This is a genomic window from Rothia sp. HC945 (genome assembly GCF_051370785.1).
Taxonomy (GTDB): Bacteria; Actinomycetota; Actinomycetes; order Actinomycetales; family Micrococcaceae; genus Rothia.
The window spans coordinates 253,650-279,050 of record NZ_JBFCSN010000002.1; the positions used below are offsets into that span (position 1 = coordinate 253,650).

A 25,401-nucleotide genomic window follows, 5' to 3' on the forward strand; every position below is an offset into this window, starting at 1 on the left:
GGTGAAAGCCGCCGGAAACCGGCGTCTTGTCGAACCACAGGACGGCGTGAGCGTGTTTAATGGTTGCCTGAGCCAACAGGAAAGGTCCTTGATGAACTCTCTCACCTCGCTCGGAGCCAGTGATCCCTTGAACCTCCGCTCCGGTTCCCCTTATCGACCGGACTCGAGCACCACGAGAGAAAACCGATCACAGATGCCTCTGTCGGTGCCGCAGAAGGCCGTGATCTTCGATATGGACGGAGTCGTCACGGATACCGCATCCGTGCATTCCAACGCGTGGAAGAAGCTCTTCGATGCAATCCTCGCGGATCCCCGCCTGGAGCCCTCCGAAGGTCACGACGCCGGGGATATCGACCGCAGGGAATTCAGTATCTCCACGGATTACAGGTCCTATGTGGACGGACGCGCCCGCGAGGACGGCGTGCGCACTCTTCTGGCCTCTCGTCACGCAGCACTCCCCGAAGGCAGCGAGGACGACCCCTCGGGGCAGTGGACCGTCCAGGGCCAGTCACGCCTCAAGAACGACTACTTCCAGGAAGAACTCGAGTCCAACGGCGTGACGGTGTTCAAGGGCACCGTCTCGCTTGCGCGTCGGCTCCAACGAAGCGGAGTGCCGATCGCGTTGGTCACGGCGTCCAGGAACTCGACCTCGGTTCTCGAGGCTGCTGGACTCGACGACCTCTTCGACCTCGTCATCGACGGAACCTACGCGCTCGAGAACAATGTGCCCGGAAAACCTGCGCCGGACATGTTCCTGGCCGCGGCCCGCCAGCTCGGGGTTTCCCCTGCCGAAGCTGCCGTCATCGAGGACGCCGTGTCCGGGGTCCAGGCGGCGCGTGCGGGAGGATTCGGGCTCGTCGTCGGGATCAATCGCCACGGAGACCGCAACGAGTTGGAGGAGGCCGGCGCGGATCTGGTTCACAACGACGTCGGAGAACTCGACCTGGGTGCGGAGCGGAACGACTCGTGGAAGCTCGTGTTCCACGGCTTCGACCCCGAACAGGAAGGCCATCGTGAGGCCCTGCTGACCCTGGCCAACGGGTACATGGGTGTTCGTGGTTGCCGGCCCGAGCGCGGAGACGACGGCGTCCACTACCCCGGCACCTACGTGGCCGGCCTGTTCAACCGCGTCGTCTCCCACATCAATGGCCGCGACCTCGAACACGAGTCGATGGTCAATCTGCCGAACTTCCAGTTCTTCGATGTTCGGCTTCGGGGCGGGGACTGGTGGTCCGAGGGCGGCATGACCCCGCTGGACGAGGTCACCGAATTGGACCTGCGCCACGGGGTTCTCACCCGGACCTGTCTGCTCGAAGAGGTGCCCAGCACCGACACCGAACCCGTCTCGGAGACGCCCCGTCGGGTCAAAATCACGCAAAAGCGCCTGGTGTCCATGGAGCACCGGCACCTGGCGGCCATGGAGACCACCGTGACGCCGCTGGGTTGGACGGGACGCGTCCACGTGCGGAGCGGCATCGACCCGAACGTCACGAACAACAACGTCGCGGAATACCGCGACCTCGCGCGCCACCATCTGGTCGCGGAAGCCTCCACCACGCTTCCGGACAACACGCTGATCAATGTCGTACGCACCAACCAGTCGGGGCACGAGGTCGCCGTCGCCCAGCGGACGACGGTCAACGGCTCGGTAACCTCAAAGCTCGAGAGGGAGATCCGTCCGGGCGGCGTCGAGATGCGTCGGTACAGGGTCGACGGGCAGGACGGCAAAGAGGTCGTCTTCGACACGACCACGGCCCTGGTGACTTCCCGCGATTCGGCCATCGCCTCCGCGGTTCTCGGCGCGGTCGAAGCCCTGAACAGGACCGAAAACGGGTTCTCCGCGCTGTACGGCCCGCACCAGCAGGCGTGGTCCAGGCTGTGGGCCCGGTTCGCCGTCGATATCGAGACGGATGTGACCACGATGCTCGCCCTGCGCCTGCACATTTTCCACATCGTCCAGACGCTCGGCCCCAACATGGAGCTCAACGACGCCGGCGTCACCGCCCGAGGGCTGCACGGCGAGGGCTATCGCGGACACATCTTCTGGGACGAGATATTCATCCTCCCGATCATCACCATGCGCCTGCCTTTCGTGACCCGTTCGCTCTTGCAGTACCGGTGGGCGCGGTTGCCTGCGGCACGCGACAAGGCCACAGAGTTCGGGGCCAGCGGCGCCATGTTCCCGTGGCAGTCCGGATCCGACGGGCGGGAGGAGACTCCCGTGGAGCTCTACAACCCCCATTCGGACCGGTGGATGCCGGATAATTCGTGGCGCCAGTTCCACGTCGGGCTCGCGATCGCCTACAACTCGTGGACTTACTACACGGCCACGGGCGACACGAGCTGGCTGGCGCACCAGGGCGCGGAGCTCATGGTCGAGATCGCCCGGTTCTTCACCTCGTTGGTCACCTTTGATGCGGAAGACAAGCGGTACCACATCGAGGGTGCCATGGGACCGGACGAATACCACGACGGCTACCCCGGTTCCGAGGACGGCGGCGGGCTGAAGGACAACGCCTACACGAATGTCCTGGCCGCGTGGCTCTTCCGGCACACGGTCGAGATCTTTGAGGAACTTCCCGAGCACCAGGCCCTGCGGGTGACCTCGGCCAACAACGTGACCGAAGCCGAACTCGCTGCCTGGCAGCACATGGCCGCGAACATGGCCGTTCCCTTCAACCGGAACGGTACGATCAGTCAGTTCGACGGTTACGACGACCTGGCCGAGATCGATTGGGACCACTACCGCCGCAAGTACGGCAACATCGGCCGCATGGACCTCATCCTCGAGGCCGAGGACGACGCGACGAACAACTACAAACTGTCCAAGCAGGCCGACACGTTGATGCTCGTGTATCTCTTCGGCCAGCGCGGACTGCAGGAACAGCTTTCGTTGCTGGGCTACGACGTCTCCCTCGCCAAGATCGAAGAGACCATCGACTACTACCTCGCCCGCACGTCCAACGGGTCGACCCTCTCCCGGGTCGTGACGGCCTCGATCATGTCGCGCGTGGATCCTCGCCATTCGTGGAGCGTCTACCAGGACGCCCTCATGGCTGACCTGGACGACACTCAGGGCGGCACGACTCAGGAAGGCATTCACCTGGGCGCGATGTGCGGGACGCTCGACGTCGTGCAGCGCGCCTACGCCGGCGTGCAGGTGCTGACCGACTGCATCCAGCTGGAGCCTTCGATGCCCGAGGAGCTGAAGTCGGTGGGCTTCGAGGTTCAGTACCACGGCCAATTGTTGGACGTCTTCATCGATGCGACGCGCGTCCGGCTCTCGGCCAGATCCAAGAAGGCGAGCGCCGTCCGCGTGCGGGTAGGCGACTTCGAGACTGTCCTCCCAGGCGGGGAATCCTGCGAGTACCGGCTCGAGGACCTGCACGCCGTGAAGCGATAACGGTCGGGGGCGCGTCGGAGCTGAGCGCCGGTGGGCCGGGTCCGCAGGTGCCAACGTGCCCTGGCTCGTTCGCCGCTCGCCCGTCGCTCGCCCGTCGCTCGCTCCGCGACGTGGCAAAGGCCGCGCGCACCCACGCTTCCGTTCCGTGGCGGTTACCCGAGGGAGAGGCGATGACCCCCGTTAGGTGGCGGTTCAATCCCCATTCAACAGGGGTAAACAGCTCCTCATCGGGCAACCGCCACCCAACGACGTCGGAGGCGACAGGCGACATGCGACAGACGGCGGCACGGGGTAGCCGACCGCGCCCAGCCGCACACGCCCAGTTACCCGAGGTTCCGTCTCGTGCGCCCAGCGACCCGCCGTTCCGCCCCGTACCTTAGTCGCGGGCGGCGGAGCGGCGGCGCAAGAACGCTGCGACGAGTGCGCCGGAGACGTTGTGCCACACCGAGAAGACCGCACCGGGCAAGGCGGCCTCGGGGGTGAAGTATGTTCTGGCGAGCGACGTCGCCAACCCGGAGTTCTGCATCCCCACCTCGATCGCGGTGGTTCGCCGAGCGGACACGGGCACCCTGAACAGTGTTGCCGCGCCGTAGCCCAGCAAATATCCGAGCCCGTTGTGGAGTACGACGGCGAGCAGCACGAGCAGGCCAGCCGAAACGATGGCCGCAGCCGATCCGGCGACCACGATCGCGACGATCACGGAAATGGCCGCGACCGAAACCCACGGCAATGCGGGCGTCACGGCGACCACGACGCGCGGGACCAGGCCGCGGACCACGAGGCCCAGGAGCACCGGAACCAGCACGACCTCGAGGATGGAGAGCATCATCTCGGTACCGCTCACGTCCATCCTCTCCCCCGCGAGCCACACGGCCAACAACGGGGTCAGGAAGGGGGCGATGAGGGTAGAGATCGATGTCATCGCCACGGAAAGGGCGACGTCGCCCTTGGCCAGGTAGGACACGACGTTCGACGCCGTGCCGCCCGGGCAGCACCCCACTAGGATCACGCCGACCGCCAGTTCCGCCGGGAGCTGGAGGACCCAAGAAATCAGGAGACCCAGCAGGGGCATGATCACGAACTGTGCGACCACTCCGATCACCACGGGTACGGGGTTCTTGACCACCAGCGCGAAATCGGGCGCGGTGAGGGTGAGGCCCATGCCGAACATGATGATGCCCAACAAAGGATTGACCCATCCTGAGAGTCCGGCGAAAGCACCGGGCAGGACGAAGCCCAGCACGCCCGCGGCGAGAATCAGCAGCGGAAAGATCGTCACCGCATAGAGGGCGCTGCGTTCTTCGGACTTCTTGGCCGGACCGGGGGTCCCTGACTGGGTGGAGTGCATGAGCACTGTCTACCAGGTCACGGCAGAGGCTGCTATGGCTCGCACGGAATCGTCCAGGATGTGATCGATCGGCGCGTCGATGTCGATCCGCGCGCCGGGTTCGTGGTCCCCGAGCTCCTCCAGCGTCTCCAACTGTGAGCGCAGAAGCCCAGTCGGCATGAAGTGATCGCTGCGGCCCTCGAGCCGGTGGGACAAGGTTTCCTCGTCGCCCGCGAGGTGCACGAAGAACGTCCGGGGGGCCTCGGCAAGAATCGCTTCTCGGTAGGACCGCCGAAGGGCCGAGCAGGCGATGACCAGACCCGCCCCTTCCGGGCCGACTGCCGCGGCCTTCTGCAGCGTCTGCCCGACGACGTGCAACCACGGCCACCGGTCCTCGTCCGTCAGGGGGTTCCCGGCCGCCATCTTCTCCACGTTGGAGAGAGGATGGAGAGAGTCGGCGTCGATGAACTCGGCCCCGAGACGGGTCGCGAGCAGAGAGCCGATCGTCGTCTTGCCTGCTCCGGACACTCCCATGACCAGAATCAGCGGAGGTGCGGAGAGATGGTGGTCTACCAATTGTGAACGGTCCCATCGGCCAGTCGGTTGTAAGGAAGATATGCCTGATCGTAGGGGAAACGACCGGCCGCCGTCTCATCGAACTCGACTCCGAGGCCTGGAGTGTCGCCGGGGTGCAGGTACCCGTTCTCGAAGGTCAGTCCCTCGTGGAAGACCTCGCGGGTCAGTCGGGAGTGCGGCATGTACTCCTGCAGGCCGTAGTTGTGGATCGACAGACCCAGGTGCAGTTGGGCCGCGAACCCGATCGGCGAAACATCGGTCGGCCCGTGGAAACCGGACCTGACCTGGTACATCTCGGCGAAGTTCATGACCTTCCGCAAGGGTGTGATGCCACCGAAGTGAGTCGATGCGCAACGGACGAAGTCGATGAGCTGCTCCTGAATGAGGTCCTTGATGTCGTAGACCGAGTTGAAGACCTCTCCAATCGCCAAGGGGGTCGTGGTGTGCTGGCGGACGAGACGCAGGGCTTCCTGGTTCTCGGCCGGGGTGCAGTCCTCGAGCCAGTACAGGTCGAACGGCTCCAGCGACTTGCCCAACTGGGCGGCCTCGCGCGGGGTCATCCGGTGGTGGCCGTCATGCAGCAACGGCAGCTCCGGACCGAATTCGTTGCGCACCGCTTCGAATACGGTTGGGACGTGGCGAAGATAGGCGCGGGTGTCCCAATCCTCTTCGACGGGCTGGGTCCCGCGATTGGCGGGCTCGAAATCGTACCGCTCCCCTGTCGATTGTTCCTGCGCCGCGACGCCGTACAGTTTCTCGATCCCGGGCACCGACGTCTGGACACGAATCGACTTGTATCCCAGGTCCAGTTCCTCACGGATCGAGTCGAAGAGGTGCTCGAGGTCTCGCCCCGAGGCGTGGCCGTAGGCCCGGCAGCCGCGACGCGACGCCCCGCCCAGGAGCTGGTAGACGGGCAGACCCGCGACCTTCCCCTTGATGTCCCACAGGGCCATGTCGACCGCGGCAATCGCGGCCATCGTGACCGGTCCACGACGCCAGTAGGACGCCCGGTACAGGAACTGCCAGGTGTCCTCGATGGTGCTGGGGTCCTTGTCCAGCAGCAACTGGCAGACGTGCTCCTTCAGATACGCGGCCACGGCGAGCTCGCGCCCGTTGAGAGTCGCGTCCCCGATCCCGGTCACGCCGTCGTCGGTCGTGATCCTGAGCGTCACGAAGTTGCGGGAGGGACTCGTGACAAAAACTTCGGCTTTCTCAGTACGCATTGTTCTACTGTCCTTTCGATGGGTCGTCGGTCTCGGAGGAGTCTTCCCGCGGCGCCTCGGCCCCCGGGTCGTCCTCGATAATGCGGATTCTGGGTTGATCGTGTTCGGGCACGGTCGTGTTCGCCGCGGTCGTGGGATGCGACGTGCTCGCGGTGGGTCCTGCGAGATCTTCGCTCGTCTCCACGGCCGCGGGAACCGCACCGGTGCGGAGGTCTTCGTGGCGCAACCTCCGGTTTGCCTCGATCGACTTCATAATCACTGTGAATTTGTCCTCGGTGAGCGGGTAACCGGCCATCACGATCAGCGCGAGAACAAACACTGCGGCGGGGATCAGCCCGCCATACGCGGCCAGGCCGGTGACGACGCCGTCGCCCTGGTCTCCCTGCCCCGCTGTATATCCTGCCCAGGTCAGGGCGACGCCGCCCAGGGCCTGGCCGAGGGCCTGCCCGACCTTGCGCGTGAACGAGAAGGCGGCGTAGGTCGCGCCCTCGGTGCGTACGCCGGTCTTGTACTCGCCGTATTCGACGGTGTCCGCTTCGAGCGCCCAGGTCATCGTGTTGAGCAGCCCCATGCCGACTCCCACCAGGAACAGGCCGATGAGGCTCGTGACGAGCGAGTGCCACACCGAGTTGCTCACAGCGAACAGGACGCCGCCGGCCGCAGCGACGACGCAGTTGTAGATGAACCCTCGCTTCTTGCCCAGGGCGCGGGTGACGGCCGGGCCGAACGGACCGACGTAGAGCACCGCCCCGGTGGTGATCACGATCGATACGGACGCAACCCATCCTCCGGAGGTGTAGCGCCCGAGCACGACGTTGGCCAGGTAGATGGTCAGCGCGGCAACCATCGACTGGGCCGTCAGGTAAAAGACCGAAGACAAGCACAATCTCAACAGCGGCCCGTTCTGCCGGATGGTGGACAGGGTTTCCTTGAAGCTGACCTTCTCGACCTCGCGGAACACCACCTCCTTGGACGTCAGGAAGGTGATGCCGAAGAAGACGGCGCCAATCACCAGGAAGGCGACGGAGGTGATCAGGAACGTGGTCGAGAGATCCGCCGCTTGCTTGAGCCGCGGTGCCAGAAACACCGAGAGCAACAGGATCGTGGCACCTGAGCCGACCATCCGCGCGGAGGCGAGCCGCGAGCGGTCCACCGGGTTCTGGCTCATGGCACCGGCCAATGACCCGAACGGGATGTTGACCATCGAATACAGCAGGCCCAGCACCGCGTAGCTGACGGTCGCCCACACGATCTTGGTCGCGTACGAGTCCACCGGAATCCAGAAGCAGAGCACGTTCACCACGAGCAACGGAACCGTGTACCAGAGAAGGAAGGGACGGAACTTGCCCCACCGCGTCATCGTGCGATCCACCATGCGCCCGGCGAAGAGGTCCGCGAAGGCGTCCCAAATCTTCACGAAGAGGAAGATCGCACTCGCGTGGGCCGGGTGTATGCCGACGACGTCCGTGTAGAAGAGCAGGAGAAAGGTCCCGGTCATCTGGAACGCGATATTGCATCCGGCGTCGCCGAGACCGTACCCGACGATCCTCGTCTTCGGCAGGTGCTCCCTTGCCACGTGGGGTATGGATGATGTGGATATGTCAGACATGGCAGGCTCCTTTGCCTGGTGTGCCCGTGGGGGCTCTGGTCGGTGGCCCGAGGAAGGCCGCCCGTTCAATGAGACCGAAGCGCTCAGCGGCCGAGTTTCTCGGCCCACCTCCGCCGTAGCTCGTGCGCGAGTGCCTTGGGTTTGCGGTCCCGGGTGAAGGTTCCCTTCTTGTTCCCATCGACACGGGCGAAACCGTTCTTGGTCTGGAAGTCGGCGAAATTCCACACCTGTTCGCCGACCATGCACTCAACCCGATCGAATTCCTCGTGATACATGCGGAGCAAGGCCACCTGGTACTCCTCGGTGAACGGGATTTCGTAGACCGAGTGCAGCCCGGCCACGGTGTCCGCCCCGTACTCCGTCATGAGGGTGGGTTTCCCGTACTGCTGGTCCCAGTCCTCGAGTTCAGAGCGCAGTATCCGCCGCGCAGCCTCGATGTCACCGGAGTTCTCGTACCAGCCGTAGTAGCGATTGAGCATGAGGACGTCGAAGAGGTGCGAGATCCTGTCCACGCCGCACGGGGCGAACATGACGTTGACGAATCCGATGGGTCGGGAGGGGTCCAGCTCGCGGGCCAGCCGGGCGAGCGGCTCGAAGTATTCGAGCGCGCCGTCGGCTCCTGAGTCCGGCTCGTTCGAGATCGACCACAGGACCACCGAGGGGTGGTTCTTGTCCTGCTGGACGAGTTCACGAATCTCTTGGGCGTGGACCTCCCGGGTCCTCTCGTCCACGTTGCCGGGGTCGAAGGTGTTGCCGCCGCCCTGGTCCATGATCCCGGCACCCATGTGCCAGTTCAGCCCGACGGCCGGGGTCTCGTCGATCACCACGATTCCGCGTTCGTCCGCGTAGTCCATGATCTCTTCCGAGTACGGGTAGTGCGAGGTCCGGAACGAGTTGGCATTGATCCAGTCCAGCAACGCGAAATCCTGGATCATGTGGGCGTCCGAGTGGGCCTTGCCGATGGTCTCGTGGTCCTCGTGCATCCCGAAGCCGGTGAAGTAGAACGGCTCGCCGTTGATGAGGAACTGTTTGCCCCGGACCTCGACGGTGCGCACGCCGAATCGCTGGTCGTACTCGTCGGCGAGCCGTTCACCCTCGTAGGTCAGGACGCGCAGCGTGTACAAGTATCCGTGGCGCGGTTGCCACAGGTTGACGTCGCCCCAGGACAGCTCGCCGTCGAGAGAACCGCCGTCGACATGGACGCGATCCGTCGCGGCAACGACGGCACCGTCCGCGTCCAGGACCTGCAGGGCTGCCTCGGTCGCCTCGCCCGCGAAGTCAGCGGCGTACCGTACCGTTCCGCGGCCTGTGTCCCGGTCGACGTCGGTCGTCACGGTCACGTCCTCGAGCCGGGTCGGGTCCACGGCGTACAGCCAGATCGATCGGTGGAGGCCGGCGTAGTTGAAGAAGTCGTGCCGGTAGGCCAGATGTTTGCGGCCGTCGTCGTCCTGGGTCACCTCGCCGGGAGGCAGCGTCTCGTGGGACAGTTCGTTGTTGACGGCCACCGTGAGCAGGAATTCACGGCCAGGTTCGACCACATCGGTCACGTCGGCCTCGAAGGGGGTGTAACCGCCCTGGTGGCGGGCGACCTCGCGGCCGTCGACGAAGACGACGCCGAGGTGAGTTGCCGCGTCCAGCCGGAGGACGATCCGCTGCCCGTGGAACCCTCGTGGAACGCGAATCCGGCGGGAGTACCAGACCCAACCGATGTGCTCCCGAATGGCGTTGTCGGCAAAGAGATCGTTGTAGGACCCCGGTACCGGGGCGGTGAGGCCCTGACGGGGCAGGCCAATCGCCCACCCGTTGTCGAATCCCTCGTGGTTCCAGTCCACCGCGAAATCGTAGAGACCGTTCAGGGCGACGCGTTGCCGCGTGGTGCTTTCTTGAGGTCGGAGCATGTCAAGCAGTCCTTTCTGATCCGGGCACAGCCCGGTGGGGCGGCAGGCCCTCGTGGGGCCTGCGTGGGGAGCAGTCAGTCGCCGGCGACCAACGAGACGAGATGCGTATCCTGGCCGAGGCCCGGGCGGAGCACATCGAGCAGCGCTCGTGCAGGTTCTTCCCCGGCGAGCGCCGACCGGAGAGCGACGGCCTCGCCGTCCTCGAGGTTTTCGGGATCCTGGGTCCGGAGCCAGTCGATCCAGGCCCGGATCGACCGGGCTGCCGCGGCGCCGGTCCGGCCCGACTCGCGTTCCGCCTCGTACACGGGCACGGCGCGGATGCGCATCTTCTGCGCTCCGTCCTTCCCGATCTGTGCCAGCAGATGGTGGATCCGTGGATTGCGGTAGCGTGCCAGCAGGCTCTCCCGGTATGCCGGGATGTCGAGGCAAGGGTCGGTCAGATGCCTCTCTGCCTCGTCCCAGAAGTCTTCGACGCCCTCCAGGATCTCCGGATCCGCGATCGCTTCGGCGACCGAACGGTGGCCCGCCCTCTGACCCGCGTAGGCCATATAGCTGTGGGTTCCGTTCAGCAACCACAGTTTCCGGCGCTCGAACGGCTCGAGGTCATCGACGAATTCCGCACCCGCGTTCTCCCACGCGGGCCGTCCGGCCGGGAAGTCACCCGCCAGGACCCAGGAGCGGAAGGGCTCCGCGACGACGGGGGCGGCGTCGTCGTACCCTGTCTCTTCGGTGACCTCGCGCCGCAGATCCTGCGTGGTGGCGGGGGTGATCCGGTCGACGGAGGTCCCGACCCACGAAACGGCTTCGTCGAGTCTCTCTGCCAGACCGTCCTGGCATGCTCGGGCCATCCCGAGCACTGCGCTGCGTACCGCGGTCGCGTTGTCGGCCATGTTGTCGCACGAGACGACGGCGATACCGGCCCGGTCCCCGAGAGACCGGATCCGCCGGTCGAGGCCCAGAACCAGCCGTCCCGCCGCGGTGCGCAGTTCTGGGGCCGCGGGGGGCTCCGGAAGGGATTTCTTCAGCACGGTGACGTCCGATGAAACGGCCTCGTCGTCGACGTCCAAACGTCCGGAGGGGTCGAGGTGGTATCCGGCTTCCGTCACGGTCAGGGTCACGACCGCTACTTGGGCATCGGAGAGCAAGGCGACCAGTCGGGGCGAATCCGAGGCCGGATCGGCCTCGACGATGGAACTCACCAGTTCGAACGCGTCCCCTTCGGCCGATCGCTCCGCCAAGAAGTACAGCCCGTCCTGGGCCGTCAGGTCCTCGGCGGCCCGGGCGCTCCTGCCGGTGAAGGCAGCGATGCCCCACTCGGGGCGGGCCGCGTCCGTCTCGGCGTGCTGGGTGAACCAGGCCTGGTGGGCGCGGTGGAAGGCTCCCAGCCCCAGGTGAACCATCCGGACGGGCGGAATCGACCCCGTCCGTTCTCCCGCAGTGTTCCTGTTCAGCGGTGTGCTCATAGGTTGAAGACCTTTCGGGGGTTCGTGTCCGTGAGCTCTACCATCGCGGTGCGAGCACGCTCCTCGGTGATGCGGTGCTCGACCACGAGCCTGGCCAGAAAGCCGGCGTCGACGCGGCGGGCGGCGTCGTGGCGGGCCGGTATGGAGCAGAATGCACGCGTGTCGTCGATGAAGCCGGAGGTTCGGGAGAATCCGAGGGTCCCGGTCGTCGCCGCTCGGAATCGGTGCATCGCGTCCGGCTCATCCAGGAACCACCAGGGGGCACCCGCGTAGACCGCCCTGTAGAAGCCGGCGAGGGGCGCGATCTCCCGCGAGAACGTGGTCTCGTCGAGCGTGAAGAGCACCAGATTGAAATCGTCCGAATTGCCGAAATCGGACAGCATCGGTTGCAGACCTCGTGTGAAGTCAACCGCGAAGGGGATGTCGTTGCCCGTATCCGGGCCGAAGCGTTCGACGGTCTGCGTGCTGTGATCGCGGTAAGAACCTGGGTGGATCGTCATGGTCAGTCCGTCGTCCACGGACATCCGGGCGAACTGGTAGGTCATGTTCGCCTCGAACCGCAGGGCCTCCGCCCCCGTCGCGGTGCCGGAGACGCCCTTCTCGAACAGTTCGGCCGCTTCGGCGTCGTCCAAACGAGCGGCTTCGGGGCGCCACACGCCGTGGTCGGCCGACACCGCACCGTTCTCCACGAAGTAACGACGACGATTCTCCATGGCCCGGAGGTACCCCCGGTATCCGGACAGACCGTCGCCTGCTTCCTGGACGAGTCGATCGGCGTTCGTGGCGAAGGACGGATTCCAGAATTTGACGTAAGCATCCGGGCGGAACGTGGGAAGGACCTTCCCCGCAAAATCCTGGTCCTCTGCCAACTGTCGGTGGGCCGAGAGATCGTCCAGCGGGTCATCCGTGGTCGCCAAGACTTCCAGGCCGAAGTCCCGGAACAACTCTCGCGGGCGGAAGCCGGGCCGACCCAGCACGTCGGAGATCAGGTCGTAGAGTTCATCGGCTTGGGCCCCATCGATCGTGGCGTCGTCGATGCCGAAAACGGTGACCAGCTCGCGGCGGAGCCAGTACCCGGATGCGGTGCCGTCGAAGAGTTCCCACCGCTCGCAGAAAGCCCGCCAGACGTCCCGCGGGTCGGCGGCGTCGGAGGTGCCGGCGTTGACTTCCTCCGGGTTCACGCCGTCGGCGTTGAGCAAGCGATACACATAATGGTCCGGGCTGATCAGCAAGGCAGCGGGATCCGGGAACGCATCATTGCGCGCGATGGCCTCCGCCGGGACGTGCCCGTGCGGGGAGAGCAACGGAAGTGTCTCGGCGACCTCCACCAGTTCCCGCGCGATGGTCCGCGTCGCGGGGTCCGCGGGAAGAAGCCGATCGGGGTGTGTGGCAATGGACTGTGTCATGAGTCCATTGCACGTCCGGACGCGGTGACACGGGCAACGGTTGCCACTAGTTGCCAGATCGCTTCTCGAGGAGATCTCGGCAACCGTCGGAGGGCAACGGCCGATCACCCGAGCATCGGGAGCGTTCCGCCGTCGACCGTACGGCGTGAAATCAGGGCCGCGGTTCCGAGCTGCCCCGCGCGATCAATCGCGCGGGCATGACGACCGGTCGGTCCGTGGTGGCGTGTGCCCCGTTCGCTATCGCCATCACGTGGGCCGCCGCCGTCGCACCCATGCGTTCGAGCGGCCCGATGACCGTGCTCAGCTGGGGCCTGGTCAGGCGGGAGGCCAGCAAGTCATCGAACCCCACGATGCCGACGTCGTCCGGAACCTCCAGGCCCCGGATCTGGACGGTCTGCATGAAGCTGAGGGCCATCAGGTCGTTGTAGGCGATCACTCCGTCCGTACGAGAGCCCAACCAGGCTTCGGCGGCACGTTGTCCGCCGGTCATGGTCGGCAGGAACGGGCCCAGTCGTCGGGCCTCGATCCCGAGCACGGCCGCCGCATCGCGGACCCCCGTCCATCGCATACCGTCGGCCCACGATCGTTCGGGGCCCGCGAGGTAGGCGATGCTACGTGCCCCGTGACTCGCCAGATGTTCGGCGGCGGTGTGAGCACCTTCGCGCTGGTCGATCACGACCGACGCGACGCCGCGAACCTCTCGGTTCATGACGACCATCGCCTTCTGTTTGGCGAACGTACGGATCGTGGTGTCGGGCAGTCTGGACCCCGCGAGAAGCAGTCCGTCGACCGTCGGCAGGGCGCGGTTCAGGGCCTCGTACTCGCGCTTCCCGTTCTCGCGGGAATTGGAGAAGACCACCGTGAGCCCCGCCTGCGACGCGGCGTACTCCGCGCCTCGCACCATCTCGATGAATACGGGGTTGGCGATGTCCGCGACCACGAGGCCCAGGGTCTTCGTCGCCGAACCCCCGGTAGCCGAGGCACGCGCCACGGCCTCGGTCCGGTATCCGATGCGTTCGGCCGCGGCGCGCACTCTCTCCGCCGTGGAGTAGGAGACCCGGCCGGGGCGGGAAAAGGTCCTGGAGACGGTCGATGCGGCGACCCCGGCTTCAGCAGCCACATCGTAGATGGTCACTGATTCGCCCGATTCGATCTCCCCGTCACTGCGCATGACCTGATTTTGGTCCCCCTCGACCCGAAGGGTCAATTGCTCCACCCCGTCGCCGCCGAGCCGTGGCAGCCCGGAGCTGAGCGCGCGGCGTCGCCGGCCGCGCCGCGCCTTGCCCCGGACGAGACCTGGCAGGTCGATCGGGCGACAAGGAGCGGCGTACCGCCGGTGACTGATCTAGTGGAAGAAGTGACGGGCGCCCGTCACGTACATTGTCACGCCGGCCTTCTCGGCGGCGTCGATGACTTCCTCGTCGCGGATCGAACCACCCGGCTGGACGACGGCGCGCACACCGGATTCCAGCAGGACCTCGAGGCCGTCGGCGAAGGGGAAGAAGGCATCGGACGCGGCCACGGCACCGCGAGCTCTCTCCTGACCGTCCTCACCCAGGGAGTTGGCTCGTTCGACCGAGAGCTTGCACGAATCGACCCGGTTGACCTGGCCCATGCCGATGCCGACGGCGGCGCCGTCGTCGGCCAGAAGGATCGCGTTGGACTTGGCCGACCGCAGGGCACGCCACGCGAAGGCCAAGTCCTGAAGAGTTTTCTCGTCCGCCGCGGACCCAGCCACGAGGCTCCATGTCGAAGGGTCGTCGCCTTCGGCCTGCAAGCGGTCGCTCTGCTGGAACAGGGCGCCCCCGGACACCTGTCGGTATTCGACGGATCCGCGCTCGAAGCCCTCAGGAAGGACCAAGATCCTGAGGTTCTTTTTCGTCCGGAGAAGCTCGAGGGCCTCGGGCTCATAGGACGGTGCGATAATCACCTCGGTGAAGATCCCTTTGACCGTCTCGGCCATTCCGCGGGTCACTTCGCGGTTGGCCGCGATCACGCCGCCGTACGCGGACAACGGGTCGCAGGCGTGGGCCTTGCGGTGCGCTTCCGCGATGGGGTCCTCCGCGTCAGGCCCGGCCACCGCGATCCCGCAGGGGTTGTTGTGCTTGATCACGGCGACCGCGGGATCGTCGAAGTCGAAGGCCGCGCGGAGGGCGGCGTCGCCGTCCACGTAATTGTTGTAGGACATTTCCTTGCCGCCGAGCTGTTCGGCCTGCGCGATGCCGGGAGCGGTCGCGGGGTCGACGTACAAGGCTCCGCGCTGGTGCGGGTTCTCCCCGTACCGCAAGGATTCCGAGCGCTCGAAGCCCATGCCGGCGTAGGGCGGCCAGAAGTTGGCGTCCGGATCCTGGGCGAATTGCTGCTGGGTCCAGGTTGCCACGGCAGTGTCGTAGGCGGCCGTGTGGGAGAAGGCCCCCGCCGCGAGCCGCCGCCTTTCGGCCAGATCGAACCCTCCACCACGGGCGGCCTCGACGACGCGCTCGTACTGTTTCGGGTCCACGACGACCGACACGCTGTGGTGGTTCTTCGCTGCCGCACGGACCATCGAGGGGCCCCCGATGTCGATCTTCTCGATGATGTCCTCTTCGCCGGCGCCCGAAGCGACAGTGTCGGAGAAGGGGTACAAGTTGACGACGACGAGGTCGAATGGCTCCACGCCCAGGTCAGAGAGCTGCTGGATGTGGTCGCTCTTGCGACGATCCGCGAGGATTCCGGCGTGGATCCGCGGGTGCAGCGTCTTGACCCGGCCCTCGAGGCATTCGGGGAACTCAGTGATCTCGGCGACTTCCGTGACCGGTACGCCGGCGTCCTTGATTTTCTGCGCCGTGGAGCCCGTGGAGACGACGTCTACGCCGGCCTCATGCAGACCGCGGGCAAGGTCGTCCAGCCCGGTCTTGTCGAAAACGGAAATCAGGGCTCTCTTGAAAGGCACACGGTCCAGTTCGGTCAGGGACACGGAAACTCCAACTCTTCGGTTCTGGCTGACTGCTTGTCGGTGACGACGTCCAGTCTATGGGCAGGTCGCCAAGTTCTTGATGGTGGTTACGAGCAGTGACCGCTCTTCCTGCTTGATGCGTTCGTGCAGGGTCTGCTCGTCGTCGTTGTCCAGGACGGGCACCGCGGCCTGGGCAAGGATGGGTCCGGTGTCCACGCCCGAGTCCACCAGGTGGACCGTGACCCCCGTGATTTTCACGCCGTGGGCGAGGGCGTCCCGCACCCCGTGGGCGCCGGGGAAGGACGGCAGCAACGCGGGATGGGTGTTGATGATCCTCCGCTCGAAACGGGCTACAAGGCCCGCATCCACGATGCGCATGAATCCGGCGAAGACCACGTAGTCCGGATCGTACGAGGCGATTTTTTCCTCGAGGGCCCGGTTCCAGGCTGCGCGGTCCGGGTAATCACCCGGCGGGACCACGAAGTCCTCGATTCCGGCCTCGCCGGCTCGTTCGATGCCACGACACGGTTTGTCGGCACCGACCGCGACCACGTCGGCGTCGAGCGTTCCGGTCCGAACGGCATCCAGGAGAGACTGAAGATTGGTTCCGGAACCGGAAACCATGACCACTATTCGCATGCGATCAACCCTACCGATCCGGCCGGTAGGGTTGATGACATGACATCGCCCAACCCCGCAGAGGACCAGACGAATCCACGGCATCATCACTCCCTGGTTTATCGGTCGCGGATCACGATTCTCCTGTCGGTCGCGGGGCTCGTGGCCAGCCTGCTCTCCACTTCGCCCGTCGGAGCGGTGGCTCTGGTGGTGTCCATGATTCTCATGGTTGCGGCCGCGCTCTGGTGCATCCTGACCATGGTCGCGTTGAAGAGGATCCGCGCGGGCTGGATCGGGTACGTCGTCCTCTCGCTCGTTCTCCTGGCGGATCTCTATTTCGCCGCCAACGCCGGAGTCAATCTTGCCCTGTGGGGAGTGACTTCTGAGTACCGGGAATGCGTCCAGAACTCGCTGACCATTTCCTCCGGGGACGCCTGCCGACAGAGTCTCTTCGATTCCATGATGAGCAAGATCCACTGGTGACGTTCCACTGGTGGCGCCGCGGCGTCGCCGTCGCGGTCAGCGACGACGACGTTTCGGCCGGCCGATGACGGGTCGTTTCTCGGGAACCGCGTGCGCTTCCTCAGGCTCCGTCGGAGCCTGCCTGCCCTCCTGGGCATCCCTCGGCGCACCCACGTCCGGGGCCGACGATGCACCCGACGTCCCGGCGGATTCCTTGGTCCCCGAATCGGTCCGCGTGTCCTTCTCCTCCGGCGCCTGCCCGGCCCGGTCCTGCTCGGAGGCAGTTTCCGGTGCTCCGGGCCCGGCCCAGGGCAGGGCCGAGTCTCCGTCGACGGTTCCGGATGTGGTCGCTTCGGTCTGACCCGCAGCGGAATCCGCTTCGATCGGTTCCTGGGTCACCTTGCGGGAAGAGGCCGTGACCTTGGTCGGTCGCTCCGTCGATCCGTGCCCGGAAGAACCCGCGGCCGATGAGGCGGGCGTGGGAGAAGATCGCGTCTTCGAGCCGGACCCGCGCGCCCCTCCGGCCCTTGAGGCGCCTGCCCCGGACGCCGTTCGAGTCGACGCCGCGCGTGTGGAGGCAGCACTCCGGTCCGCGGCGGATCCGTTCAGAGCGGCTTCCTCGGACCCCGTGGACATCGGGCGGGCCTTCGTACCACCGGTGACCCTGGCACCGGACCCCGCGGCCTCGGACGCTGCGGATCGCGATCCCGCGCGCTGTGATGCCGCGCCCTTCGTGGTACTCGAGGCCGAGGTTTCACCTCGGGAGGATGTCCGGCCGGTCGCCCGGGTCGATCTGCCCGACGACGTCGTGGCCGGCGTCGCACGCCGTGCACCCTTGGCCGACGTCTTTGCGCTCGAGGCCTCCTTGTTTGAGGGCTTCGACCGTGGCTCGGGCTCGACATCCGTGGCCGGATCGTTTTCGATCCACGGCCCGACCAGCTGACCGATCACGGCGCCGATCGCAATGGTCACCGCCGCCCAGATGCCCGTGACCCAAGGGTTGGGGCCGAAATCAGTGAACCTGCCGACACCCAGCGAGCCGTGGGCCATGGCCGCCAGGAGGCATGCGCCAAGACCGACCAGGATGCCCAGGCCGATAGCCAGGGTCAGCCCCGAGAGCACGGCGGCGAGCCAACGCCAGGACAGTTTGAGGGCGAACCATTCGTCGAGGTGGTTCTCCCCCTCGCGAATGAAATACCACCCGGCGAGCGCACCGGCGAGTACTGGCAGGGCCAGAACCACGTAGGCCCATGCCGTGGCGTCGGCGGGTACGGCCCCGAGGACTGGGAGGGACGGCAGAGCGCCTGCGTTCGTAGTCGCTGGAGACACCAAGGTCCCCTCCCCGACGGAGAATCCGGCGCCGCTCCCCCAGGCCAGAGCAAAGACAATCAGATTGGGCAACAGGGCAAATTGCAACAAGGTCACCGAGATGTCCCCGAGGAAACCGCCATGAAGACCCTGGTACAGCGCGATCATGCGGTTCCAGTGGAAGAAGATCGAGACCCCGGCCAACAGGGCGCCGGTCGCGATGAGGCCCATGAAACCGACCCAGGCCGCGCGGATCAGGGAGACCATGTAGGCCCCGGCCCACTTGGAATACTGGCTGTACCGGTCGGACAGCTCCTTCGGGTCGATGCCGACCAGACGCAACCAGGAGCCCGCGACCTTGTGCCCGCCCCAGAACATCCCGACCAGGAGCACGCCGAGCGGCACGATCGCGGAGACCAAGGGATTGGTCGACAGCGCCGAGGTGCTCGTCACGAGGCTCAGCGCCAAACCGATGGCCATGTACATCAGCCCGGCCCCGACCAGGGCCTGCCAGAACTGGCCCTCGTAGGAGGCTCGCGCGAGCCGCTTGCCCGCACGGCGTGCGAAGAGGAGCAGCACCAGGGTCAACCCCAGCGGCGTCAGCCTCGCGACTCCGCTGACGGCCTGCGCGGAGTCCGTCATGGGGATGTTCAGGTGCAGGTCCACGCCGTGGCCCGCCAGCCACAATTGGCCAGTCGCTGCCAGGACCGTTGCCGGCGAGCCGACGAACCCGAGGGAGGCCCATCCGATCAAGAGCACGACGAGGACGACAACCAGCGAAGCGATGCTGGTCAGGAGTATTTCGATCATGGCCTGGAGCCACAGCGGCATGGGCAATGACCGGGAGCGCGGGGGTCTGCGAGGCGTCTTCATCATCGCCTCTCATCATGTCACGCGCGCGGGCGTTTGGCTTTTAATCCACAGGCAATCCGAGGTCTCACGGGCCTTCACCCGATGTTCGGAATCAGCGGTTGTTCTTGGAGTGTGCGAATTCTGATGGTTGCGGAATCATTTGTCCCCCACATGAGCGGTGTGACCACGTCCCTTCTGCGCAGCGCAGAGAATCTGCGACGTATGGGGCACGAGCTCATGCATCTGGCGCCCTCGGGCCGAGCCCTGAAGCCCTCGGACTGGGCTCACCCCAGGACCCCTAGATCCTCCGAACCGACGTCGCCCGGTCTGCGGCCGGGAGCGGAGGGAGCAGCTCGTTCGGAGGGCGCCGGCGTCGTCCTTCCGGCACCGGGCCAGTGGGTCGACGACGTGGAAGGTGTACCGACCCTACGATTGCCGTCGCTGCCGCTCACGGGCTATCCGACCCTTCGGTTCTCCGCGGGGACGGTCTCGGCCGTGCGCAGGATCATGGTGGATTATCAGCCCGACGTCGTGCACGTCGCCTCCCCGTTCGTCCTGGGGGCACGCGCCGTGGCTGCGGCGAAAAACCTCGGGATCCCCAGTGTCGCCGTCTATCAGACGGACGTAGCGGCCTACACGCATCGATACGGGATGCCGTGGCTCGAGTCGACGGCGGACCACCGCATCGCTGCGATCCATCGCGAAGCCACGCTGACCCTGGCGCCTTCCCGGTCCTCGGCAGAATATTTGGAGACCCTCGGAGTGCCCCGCCTCTTCCGGTGGGGACGCGGGGTCGATACCGAGCTGTTCCGTCCGGACCGCCGCAGTGCTGATCTGCGACGCCGCCTGGGCGCCGAAGACGGAGACACTCTCGTGGGCTTCGTCGGGCGTCTGGCTTCGGAGAAGCAAGTCGAAGACCTGCGCGTGCTCCAGTCCTTGCCGGGGGTCAAACTCGTGATTGTCGGCGATGGGCCGAATGCGTCGCGGCTCGCGTCGACGCTGCACCGTGCGGTGTTCACGGGTCAGCTGACCGGTACGGAGCTCGCCGATCACGTGGCGAGCCTCGACATCTTCGCTCACCCTGGTGAGTTCGAGACCTTCGGGCAGACGCTCCAGGAAGCAATGGCCTCGGGAGTCGCCACGGTGGCCGTGGGGCGCGGAGGTCCGTTGGACATCATCGAGGACGGGGTCACGGGCCGCCTGTACCGTCCGGGTGATCTTGGCATGCTGCGTGACATGGTGGAATCACTCGTCGACCCGTCAGCTCGGGCCCAGTTGGCCATGAATGGCAGACGTGCCATGGAGGCCAAGTCGTGGCCGGCGACGTCCCGCGAACTCGAGCGGCATTATCATCGGGCCGGCGAGTTCCACAGGGCTCGGCAATTGCACCGGTGGCGCGAACAGCACGGCCCGGACTCACCGGGACGCGGACGATCGACGACGCGGCACCGGCCTCTGCCCTTTCCACGGCATGTGGGAGCGCCCTAGCTTCATCACCCGGTTGCGTCATCGGGTTCCGCACTCGGGCCAGTTGCCGGCGCGGCCGGCCTAGGACTCCGTCCAGGGGTCGAGAGCCTCGACGCCCCACGAACGATAGGTTTCCGCCTTGGAGGAGATCACGGTCAGATCGTGAACCCGTGCGGTCGCCGCGACGAGCCCCTCGACCGCGGCTCCCGTCCAGGACGCACCGGGGCTCTTGCCCAAGCGAAGGATCGACTGGGGCGTGGACCTTCCCGCCCATTCCCGAGCCACCTGGGAGTCCACGTCGAGCACATGTCCGGCGAACCGTTCGACGAGTTCGTCCAACCAACGTTCCGTTTCGGGCTGGGGATACAACCCCCTGAGCTCCCCCAACGAGAGCGTGGAGAGAAAGAGGGTCCGATGGGAGCGGCGACGCAGGAAAGCGACGATCGTGGGGTTCGGCCGTGAACGTCGGATCTCCGCGAGGACGTCCGAATCGAGCAGCAGGCCTCTCGAGCCTGAACTCATGCGGCGCTGCCCACCGCCAGATCGACGATCGGCTCACCCGTTCCGGCCGGGGCCAGGAGGAAGTTGAGGAATTCGGACCGCGCGGAATCGACCCGGGCATATTCCTGGATGCTCATGGCCTGGTAGCCGCGGGAGACCGGAATTGCCGCAGAGAAATCGGGGCGGGCGGAATTGTGGGACATTGCCATCAGCGCGAGCGCGCAATCCTTTCGATGCTCTTGCCTATACCAAACTACTTCTGCCGCGAACGGCGAATATAGACCGCTTCGTCATCCGAACCACCCGTGAACATGGGGTTGGCGCTCAACCAAGTCGGAGCTTTGCAGTTGAGTCTCTTGAAGCTGTTCTTCAGCATACCCAGGGACGGGCCGAGATGAAAAGACCCACCTCTCAATGTTTTCGCAGAAGTACTAGATTGGAAGTTATGCCATTTCCCGCCCAGCAGTTGCCGGTGACCGTCGCACAGATCATCTCCGCGGCCGGACACAATGCGTTCGGTCGCGGTGAGCGCTACTACCGTGCGGGCAAGGTGCTCTCCGCGACATACGACGCCGACAGCCTGACGTTCTCGGCCAAGGTCTCCGGGAGCCAACGCCAGACGTATTCACAAACCGTCATTTTCCCTGAGGAAAAGGTCGCCCACTCCGCTCCGTTCCACTCGTTCTGCTCGTGCCCGGTGGGCACCAATTGCAAGCACGTCGTCGCCGCACTGTTGGGCTGGTTCCACGAGGGCGGCTGGGGCGAACCGTCAGAGAGCCAACCGATCAGATCGGCGTCGTCCGGTGGGGAAACTCAGGAGAGGAATCCTGGCCGCGGCGCCTTGCCGGATGCGGTCCGGCGCTGGTCCGAACAGTCAGGGGTGCAAGTTCCGGCATCCGCCGCGGAAACCTTCACTGACTTTTCTGCCACGGAGGCAACGAACCGGACCTCGAACCGCGCCCTGGGCGAGATGCAGTCCTCGTGGCGTCGACGGATGACGCGAGCCCTCCAGTCCCAGCGCCAGGTCGTCGGACAGAACGTCCCCAGCGCCTTGGACCTGGACTTCGAGGTCCCCCGTCATCATGGGTTGGGCCTGCACGGCGGGGACGCGGCGGCCCCGGTCCGCCTCACCGCTCGCCCGCTGAAATTGGGAGCACGGGGAAAATGGATCAAGGGCGGACTGAGCTGGGGCGAGTTCTCCAAATCCTCGATGCCGGATCTCGGCATCCCCGAGGACCAGGCCTCGTGGTTCCGCGAGTTCTACTCCGTGGTCCATGCGGATCAGAGCCCCTACGTTTCGACGCACGATCATCTCTCCCTCGAGCACGTGACGTCTCCCCTGGTCTGGGACCTCCTGGAGAGGGCCGCCTCGATCGACATCACGATCCTTGTCCGGGGCAGGCCCGTATCCCTCGGGTTGGCTCCGGAGACGGAGCTCGAGTTGCGCGTGGACAAGAACGAATCCGGTGGGCTGGAGATTTCCCCCGGTCTCCGGCTTCCTCTCGGTCCCCCAGAGGATGGGGACGGTGACCAGGAGACCACCTGGGTTCCGGGGCAGTCCCTCTTCCCCCTGGGCAACCCGCGCTCCCCCCAGGCGTATGTCGCACTGGGAGGTTCGGTGCACGCGCAATACGTCAGCGACGCGCAGGACTCCGGCACCTGGCAGACCACCCGGCCCTCGCCCTTGCCCGAACTTGCTGCCCGGGCCGTGGACGAGGGATGGATTTCGGAGGATACCGAGGTCCTCTTCCTGCCCTTGTCCGAGCCGCCGAACCCGCTCGCACGTTCGATTGCGGAGGACGGCGCCCTGTCGATCCCCGAATCGGACATCAGGGATTTCGCCGAGGACTTCTACCCGCAGATCGCCCGCCGAGTCAGCATCGTCCCCGAGGGCGACGCCGCCTCCGCCTTGCCCGAGGTCGAGATCCCCGAACTGGTGCTCGAAGTGACCTTCCACGAACCTGCCGAAGAGAGCAGCACGGTGTTCCCTGCGTCGTCGGACTGGTTCTGGAATTACCCGAAATCTCCCGTGCGATGGCCCGACGATCCCGCGGAGGACCCTGGATCCGAGGGGGCGGACGGTGAGGAACGAGTCAGTGTTCCCGTCATCGTCGGCCGCCCGGACCCCTTCCGGGAGATTCGGGACAACGAGCTCGAGCAGGCGGTGGTCTCCGAGGTGCGCCGCGTCCTGCCCGAGATTTCATTCCGGCACACGAACTCCTCCGGCTGGGAGACCCATGACTTGGTCGAACGGGTGATACCCGCGGTCGAGTCCATGCCAGGCGTCACGGTCCGCACCCAGGGGGAAATTCCCGAGTTCAAGTCCCTGGACGCGGATACGCAGATCACGGTGTCGGTCGAATCGACCGGCGACCGTGACTGGTTCGATTTGGGCGTCACGGTTCGTGCCGGAAACTGGTACGTCCCCTTCGCAGACATCTTCAGAGCGCTCGATTCCGGCCAGAAGCACCTCCTCCTGGGCGACGGTTCCTACTTCCGGCTCGACCGACCCGAATTCCAGAAGCTCCGCGACCTGATGTCCGAGGCCCGCCAGTTGCGCGATGAGTCTGCCCCGCTGCAGATCAGCCGCCACCAGGCCGGCCTCTGGGAAGATCTGGAGGATCTCGCGACGGACGTCCGTGTGGCCGAGGAATGGAACGAATCGGTCCAGTCGCTCCTCGAGCTCGAGGAGATTCCACAAGCCGAATTGCCGGAAAACCTGACGGCGCATCTGCGTCCGTACCAGCTCGAGGGGTTCAGGTGGCTCTCTTTCCTCTACGACCACCGTCTCGGCGGCGTGCTCGCGGATGACATGGGCCTCGGCAAAACCGTCCAGGCCATCGCGATGTTCCTGCATGCCTTCGAGGTCCACGAAAAGGAACGGTCCGACGCCGCCCAGCGCCCCCGTTTCCTGGTCGTGGCGCCGACCTCGGTGGCCCCCAACTGGGAGCGGGAGATCGCCCGCTTCGCCCCGACGCTCAGCACCGCGTTGGTCACCTCCACCTCGGCCAGGGCCAAGTCTTCCGTCGCCGAGCGGACGGAAGGCGCCGACGTCGTCATCACCTCCTACGCCCTGCTCAGGATCGACGGCGACCAGTACGGCGAGCTCGGGCTGACCGGTCTGGTGCTGGACGAGGCACAGTTCATCAAGAACGCCAAGACCAAGGCCCATCGCATCGCCCGCGATCTGCCGACCCGGTTCACCCTGGTCGTGACCGGCACCCCGATGGAGAACGACCTGATGGAACTGTGGTCCATGTTCTCGATCGCGGCACCCGGCCTGTTCCCCTCGGCCAGAAAGTTCCGCGACTTCTATGCCAAGCCCATCTCGAGCGGCGAGGCACCGGAAGCCCTGCCCAAATTGCGCAAGAGGATTCGTCCGCTGATGATGCGTCGCACCAAGGAGCTCGTGGCGGCTGAGCTTCCCGAGAAGCAGGAGCACCGGGTCGATCTGGGGCTCACCGAGGAGCACCGCAAGGTCTACGACACGAGGCTCCAGCGGGAGCGCCAGAAGATCCTCGGACTGCTCCAGGACATGGACAAGAACAGGTTCACCATTTTCCAGTCCCTCACGATGCTGCGCAGGCTGTCCCTGGCCGCGGGGCTCGTCGACGAGGAGCAACGGGACGTCGAGTCCTCGAAACTGTCCTATCTCAGGGAACAGTTGCCGGAGATTATTCAGGACGGGCACAGGGCCCTGGTGTTCAGCCAGTTCACCAGTTTCCTCAAGCTCATCGGTCAGGTGCTCGCCGAGGAGGGGATTCCCTACCTGTACCTCGACGGTTCGACCAGGGACCGCGGGGCGGTCCTGGACGCCTTCAATGAGGGCAAGGCGCCGATTTTTTTGATCAGCCTCAAGGCCGGCGGATTCGGGCTGAATCTGACTGCGGCCGACTACTGCTTCATCATGGATCCGTGGTGGAACCCGGCGGCCGAAGCACAGGCCGTGGACCGGACGCACCGCATCGGACAAAAACGCAATGTCATGGTCTATCGGCTCGTGTCCTCCGGAACCATCGAGGAGAAAGTCATGGACCTCAAGGAGTCCAAGGCGGCACTGTTCGACGCCGTGATGGACGAGGGCGAGATCTTCTCCTCGGCCTTCGGCGCCGAAGACATCAGGGGTCTCCTCGAAGGGTGATAGCAGGATGTCGTCGGACGGACGAACCGTGACGACATCAAGTACGAGCTCCACGAAGCTATGAGGTAATGTTGATCGGCTGGATATAAGCAGACTTATCACTACGTAACCGATCGCAGAGACTCCATGAACAGACCCGAAGACAGCACAGCAGCCCCTACTCGTCCCCAGGACCCGTCCCCCGGCCCCGACTCGGCCAACCCTCCGACCGG

17 protein-coding genes and 1 riboswitch are annotated in these 25,401 nt (G+C 65.6%); of the genes, 4 read left to right on the forward strand and 13 right to left on the reverse strand.

Going from position 1 to position 25,401, the window contains the following annotated elements; all coding sequences use genetic code 11:
* Positions 1-91 precede the first annotated feature (91 nt).
* Entirely contained in the window at positions 92-3,403 is a 3,312-nt protein-coding gene (locus tag AB0Y14_RS09705) for a beta-phosphoglucomutase family hydrolase (RefSeq protein ID WP_436589127.1), read from the forward strand.
* A gap of 376 nt (positions 3,404-3,779) precedes the next feature.
* Here the strand turns inward: AB0Y14_RS09705 and AB0Y14_RS09710 are convergent, their stop codons facing one another.
* From AB0Y14_RS09710 to purN, 10 genes are all read right to left on the reverse strand, one after another.
* Entirely contained in the window at positions 3,780-4,751 is a 972-nt protein-coding gene (locus AB0Y14_RS09710; RefSeq protein ID WP_436589053.1) for a bile acid:sodium symporter family protein, read from the reverse strand.
* Positions 4,752-4,760: 9 nt separating this feature from the next.
* The gene (locus tag AB0Y14_RS09715) at positions 4,761-5,306 is read right to left on the reverse strand and encodes a gluconokinase (protein ID WP_436589054.1); all 546 of its coding nucleotides are present in this window, start codon (positions 5,304-5,306) and stop codon (positions 4,761-4,763) included.
* Positions 5,300-6,529, reverse strand: a complete 1,230-nt coding sequence (gene manD, locus AB0Y14_RS09720; protein WP_436589055.1) for a D-mannonate dehydratase ManD — start codon at positions 6,527-6,529, stop codon at positions 5,300-5,302. Before manD ends, AB0Y14_RS09715 begins: the two co-directional genes overlap by 7 nt.
* A gap of 4 nt (positions 6,530-6,533) precedes the next feature.
* Positions 6,534-8,138, reverse strand: a complete 1,605-nt coding sequence (locus tag AB0Y14_RS09725; protein ID WP_436589056.1) for a glycoside-pentoside-hexuronide (GPH):cation symporter — start codon at positions 8,136-8,138, stop codon at positions 6,534-6,536.
* Between the two features lie 83 nt (positions 8,139-8,221).
* On the reverse strand, positions 8,222-10,036 hold the full coding sequence (gene uidA / locus AB0Y14_RS09730; RefSeq protein ID WP_436589057.1) for a beta-glucuronidase: 1,815 nt from the start codon (positions 10,034-10,036) through the stop codon (positions 8,222-8,224).
* A 74-nt stretch (positions 10,037-10,110) separates the two neighbouring features.
* A complete protein-coding gene (locus tag AB0Y14_RS09735) occupies positions 10,111-11,499 on the reverse strand; it encodes a mannitol dehydrogenase family protein (RefSeq protein ID WP_436589058.1) in 1,389 nt (462 codons plus the stop codon).
* Positions 11,496-12,905 (reverse strand): glucuronate isomerase, encoded by a 1,410-nt coding sequence (uxaC, locus tag AB0Y14_RS09740; protein ID WP_436589059.1) that lies wholly within the window; start codon positions 12,903-12,905, stop codon positions 11,496-11,498. Before uxaC ends, AB0Y14_RS09735 begins: the two co-directional genes overlap by 4 nt.
* A gap of 151 nt (positions 12,906-13,056) precedes the next feature.
* Positions 13,057-14,076, reverse strand: coding sequence for a LacI family DNA-binding transcriptional regulator (locus AB0Y14_RS09745; RefSeq protein WP_436589060.1), 1,020 nt, complete (start codon positions 14,074-14,076; stop codon positions 13,057-13,059).
* Between the two features lie 174 nt (positions 14,077-14,250).
* Positions 14,251-15,861: a bifunctional phosphoribosylaminoimidazolecarboxamide formyltransferase/IMP cyclohydrolase gene (gene purH, locus AB0Y14_RS09750; RefSeq protein WP_436589061.1), complete on the reverse strand. Its 1,611-nt coding sequence runs from the start codon at positions 15,859-15,861 to the stop codon at positions 14,251-14,253.
* Between the two features lie 54 nt (positions 15,862-15,915).
* A complete protein-coding gene (gene purN, locus AB0Y14_RS09755) occupies positions 15,916-16,479 on the reverse strand; it encodes a phosphoribosylglycinamide formyltransferase (protein ID WP_436589062.1) in 564 nt (187 codons plus the stop codon).
* Between the two features lie 39 nt (positions 16,480-16,518).
* Between purN and AB0Y14_RS09760 the strand changes: the two genes are divergently transcribed.
* Positions 16,519-16,941, forward strand: coding sequence for a hypothetical protein (locus tag AB0Y14_RS09760; RefSeq protein WP_436589063.1), 423 nt, complete (start codon positions 16,519-16,521; stop codon positions 16,939-16,941).
* Between the two features lie 36 nt (positions 16,942-16,977).
* On the opposite strand, the gene AB0Y14_RS09765 is transcribed toward AB0Y14_RS09760, so the two are convergent.
* Positions 16,978-19,104 (reverse strand): cell division protein PerM, encoded by a 2,127-nt coding sequence (locus AB0Y14_RS09765; protein WP_436589064.1) that lies wholly within the window; start codon positions 19,102-19,104, stop codon positions 16,978-16,980.
* A gap of 147 nt (positions 19,105-19,251) precedes the next feature.
* Between AB0Y14_RS09765 and AB0Y14_RS09770 the strand changes: the two genes are divergently transcribed.
* On the forward strand, positions 19,252-20,568 hold the full coding sequence (locus AB0Y14_RS09770) for a glycosyltransferase family 4 protein (RefSeq protein WP_436589065.1): 1,317 nt from the start codon (positions 19,252-19,254) through the stop codon (positions 20,566-20,568).
* Positions 20,569-20,628: 60 nt separating this feature from the next.
* On the opposite strand, the gene AB0Y14_RS09775 is transcribed toward AB0Y14_RS09770, so the two are convergent.
* Complete coding sequence (locus AB0Y14_RS09775) at positions 20,629-21,069, reverse strand: plasmid stabilization protein (protein WP_436589066.1); 441 nt, start codon at positions 21,067-21,069, stop codon at positions 20,629-20,631.
* Positions 21,066-21,251, reverse strand: a complete 186-nt coding sequence (locus AB0Y14_RS09780; RefSeq protein WP_129314968.1) for a hypothetical protein — start codon at positions 21,249-21,251, stop codon at positions 21,066-21,068. Before AB0Y14_RS09780 ends, AB0Y14_RS09775 begins: the two co-directional genes overlap by 4 nt.
* 27 nt (positions 21,252-21,278) lie before the next feature.
* Positions 21,279-21,410, reverse strand: a riboswitch (SAM riboswitch).
* Between the two features lie 83 nt (positions 21,411-21,493).
* On the opposite strand from AB0Y14_RS09780, the gene AB0Y14_RS09785 reads away from it, so the two are divergent.
* Positions 21,494-25,189 carry an SNF2-related protein gene (locus AB0Y14_RS09785; protein ID WP_436589067.1) on the forward strand — a complete coding sequence of 1,232 codons (3,696 nt, stop codon included), beginning with the start codon at positions 21,494-21,496 and terminating at the stop codon, positions 25,187-25,189.
* Positions 25,190-25,401: the final 212 nt, after the last annotated feature.